This is a genomic window from Dietzia maris (assembly GCF_014144855.1).
Taxonomy (GTDB): Bacteria; Actinomycetota; Actinomycetes; order Mycobacteriales; family Mycobacteriaceae; genus Dietzia; species Dietzia kunjamensis.
In genome coordinates, this window is sequence record NZ_JAALDN010000194.1 from 1 (window position 1) to 3,527 (window position 3,527).

The window sequence follows — 3,527 nt, forward strand, 5'->3', positions numbered from 1 at the left end:
GAAACGCTCTTCGCGATGACGGGGCCGGGCGAGGGCTCAGTCGGCCAGCCCGACGACCTCGTGTTCGTCGGTGATCGTGTCCACGCCACCGTCGGTGAGCATGGGGACGCTGAAGACGAACTCGGGGATCGCGAAGGCGTCGACCAGCGTGCGCGCCCGGCCGGCCAACTTGGTGCAGAGACGGTTGCGGGCCGCGGTGGCCGCCTTCGTCCGCTCGGTCGTCAGGCGGTTGTGCTCGAGGAACCAGCCCTTGTCGCCGTCCACGATGTCGAGCACGTACAGGTCGCACAACATCCCGAGGACCTCCCTGGCCTCCGGGTCCTCGCAGGCCTCCACGGCCTCGGCGAACCGGGCGAACACCCAGCTGTCCATGTGGGCGCGACCGGCCTGCAGGAGATGGTCCTGCGCCGAGTTGAAGACCTTGAACGCCGCCGAACCGTCCTGGCCCTGCGCCTTACGCAGCCGGCGCGCGACCGTCTCCAGCAGGTGCTCCTCGCGGTCGACTAGGAGCTGGAGCTGGTTGCCGCGGTCGAGCAGGTCGGTGTGCTCGCGGTCGGTCACGGCGTCGACGAGCTTCTGCCACAGGGTGGAGGCGCGGGCCTTCTCCTGCACCACGTCGACGGCCGTGCTCAGGGCGAACGCGACGGTCTCGCGCTGGTCCATGTCGCCGAAGTCCGCGGCGTAGGAGCTCAGGAGCTCCTTGCCCACCAACTGGGTGAGCACCACGTTGTCGCCCTCGAAGGTCGAGAAGACGTCGCAGTCCTTGCGCATCTCCGTGAGCAGGTTCTCCGCCATGTAGCCGGCGCCGCCGCAGGCCAGGCGGGCCTCGATGATCGTGTCGTTGGCGAACGCCGTGACCGAGGCCTTGATGCCCGCGGCGTGGGTCTCCATCTCGCGGCGACGGACCTCGTCGAAGGCCTCCGGGTTCTTCTCGAACTCGTCCAGTTCGAGGATGATCGCGTTCTGGGCGCACGCGAACGCGTACGCGCGGGCGACCCGCGGCATGAGCCGACGCTGGTGCTCGCGGTACTCCAGTAGCGGGATGCCCTTGCCGGTCTCCGGGTGGTCGAACTGCCGGCGGACCAGTGAGTACCGCACGGCCAGCGCCAGCGCCGTGCGCGCGGACGCCCCGGCCGCCGCGCCCACGGACACCCGGCCGCGGATGAGCGTGCCGAGCATGGTGAAGAATCGGGCGCCGACCGAATCGATGGGGGAGGAGTACTCCCCGTCGGCGTCGACGGCGCCGAAGCGGTCGAGCAGTGCCTCGCGCGGAACCCGCACGTCGTCGAACCAGATCTTGCCATTGTCGACGCCCGCAAGCCCACCCTTGGGGCCGTGGTCGGTGGTGCGCACCCCCGGCAGGTCGTTACCGGCCTCGTCGCGGATCGGCACGAGCAGGCAGTGGACGCCGTGGCGGAGTTCCCCGCCGTCGTCCGCGGTCGTGATCAGCTGGGCGAACACGGCCGCCATCCGGCCGTCGCGGGCGGCGTTGCCGATGTAGGCCTTCTCCGCGCTGGGCGTGGGGGTGTTGACGACGAACTCGCCGGTCTCACGATCGAACGTCGCCGTAGTCTCCAGGTTCTGCACATCCGAGCCGCCGCCGACCTCGGTCATGGCGAAGCAGCCGAGCAGGTCCAGGGACATGACGTCCGGCAGGTACTTCTTACGGGTCTCGGAGTCGCCGAGGTTGGCGATCGCGCCGCCGAACAGGCCCCACTGGACGCCGGCCTTGACCATGAGGGACAGGTCGAGGTGGCCGAGCATCTCGAAGGACGTCAGCGCCCCACCGGTGTCACCGGTCCCGCCGTCCTCCTCGCGGAACCCCAGCTTGGGCATCCCGGAGTCGGCCAGGCGCTGGAGCTGCGCCAGTACATGGTCGCGATGCTCCTCCATGCCCAGCCCGATCGGGTTGAGCATGTCCGGGGTCATGGCCTCGCGCGTGAACTCGCGGGCATCGGCCCAGGTCCCGTCGAGGACCTTCTGCAGCGAGGCCGCGAGGACCGCGTCCCCCGCCCCGGTGGTGGTGATGCGGCCGTAGTTCGGGTGCACGGCCGGGCCGGCCCCGGGTGCACTGTCCCCTGCGGCGGCGGCGTTCTGGACGTCGGTCTCGGAGGTCATGACACGACTCTACGGAGAGTCCGCGCCGCTGTGCACCGGAAGAGCGGCCCCACGTCGGCGGCACCACGGCAGGGGCAACCCGAGGGCACGGCACGAAATGGCCGAGGGCACGAAAAGACCGAGGGCCCGGATCACTGACGTGATCCGGGCCCTCGCATTGTCGGGGTGGCGGGATTTGAACCCACGGCCTCTTCGTCCCGAACGAAGCGCGCTACCAAGCTGCGCCACACCCCGGTCGACAACGAGGGATACTCTAGCGCCCCGCCGCCGGAATCGCGAAACCGGGTCAGACCGGCAGGGGCACCTTCACCCGTTGCGGGGTCACAGGGACCTCGGATCCCTCTCCGCCACCACCGGGGGCGGCGACCAGTTCCAGCAGGGTCGCCTCCGGGCGGCAGAACGTCCGAACCGGCACGTACGGAGAGGTGCCCAGGCCGGCGGAGACGTGCAACACCAGGTTCCGCCCCCACGCGGACAGGCCCTGGGCCCGCGAGCGGTCGATGCCGCAGTTGGTGACGATCGCACCGGTCGGGAGGCAGAGCTGACCACCGTGGGTGTGCCCCGCGAGCGCGAGGTCGTACCCGTCGGCGTCGAACCGGTCCAGCACGCGTGGCTCCGGCGAGTGCAGCAACCCGATCCGCAGGTCGAAGGCGGGCCCGGCGGGTCCGGCGATCTCGTTGTAGTGGTCCCGTCCGATGTGGGGGTCGTCGACACCCGCGACCAGCACGCTACGGCCGTCGACCGCGATCTCCGCGCGCTGGTGGGTGGCGTCGACCCAGCCCCGCTCGTTGAAGGCGGCCCTGAGATCCCGCCACGGCAGCGGGACGGCCGAGTGCTTCTGGCGGCCGATCCCGATGTATGGCAGCGGGCTCTTGGGGACCGGCGCGTAGTAGTCGTTGGAGCCGAACACGAACGCCCCGGGCCGGTCGAGCAGTGGCCCGAGGGCCTGGACCACGGAGGGCACCGCCCGGGCGTCGGAGAGGTTGTCGCCGGTGTTGACGACCAGGTCGGGCTCCAACTCCGCCAGCGAGTTGACGAACTGCTGCTTGCGCTTCTGGCCGGGCATCATGTGCAGGTCCGAGACGTGGAGGATCGTCAGGGGCTGCGACCCGGGCGCGAGCAGCGGCAGGGAGTGGCGGCGCAGCGTGAAGGCGTTGCGCTCCCAGCCCGTGGCGTACACGGTTCCCGCCACGACCGCCCCGGCGAGGACGGCCGCCGCGCGGGCGGGGGAGGTCGTCGAAACCCGGGTCTTGCGTGAAGGGCGTGACATCAGTCCAGACTACCGACGCCGGGCGGGGTCACCGCGGCGGCGAGATGGTGATGGGGGCCAGGCCCGGCACGTTGAGCACGATGGGTTCGTCCCCGACCGGCGCCCCCGGGCCGGAGGCGCCCTGCCCCGGCGCGCCGGT

2 protein-coding genes and 1 tRNA gene are annotated in these 3,527 nt (G+C 70.9%); all 3 read right to left on the reverse strand.

The annotated features are described in order from the left end of the window. Window positions 1-36 precede the first annotated feature (36 nt). On the reverse strand, window positions 37-2,118 hold the full coding sequence (locus G6024_RS07025) for an acyl-CoA dehydrogenase family protein (protein WP_159148360.1): 2,082 nt from the start codon (window positions 2,116-2,118) through the stop codon (window positions 37-39). 160 nt (window positions 2,119-2,278) lie between these two features. Next, window positions 2,279-2,352 (reverse strand) — tRNA-Pro (locus G6024_RS07030). A 52-nt stretch (window positions 2,353-2,404) separates the two neighbouring features. Next, complete coding sequence (locus tag G6024_RS07035) at window positions 2,405-3,388, reverse strand: metallophosphoesterase (protein WP_159148361.1); 984 nt, start codon at window positions 3,386-3,388, stop codon at window positions 2,405-2,407. Window positions 3,389-3,527: the final 139 nt, after the last annotated feature.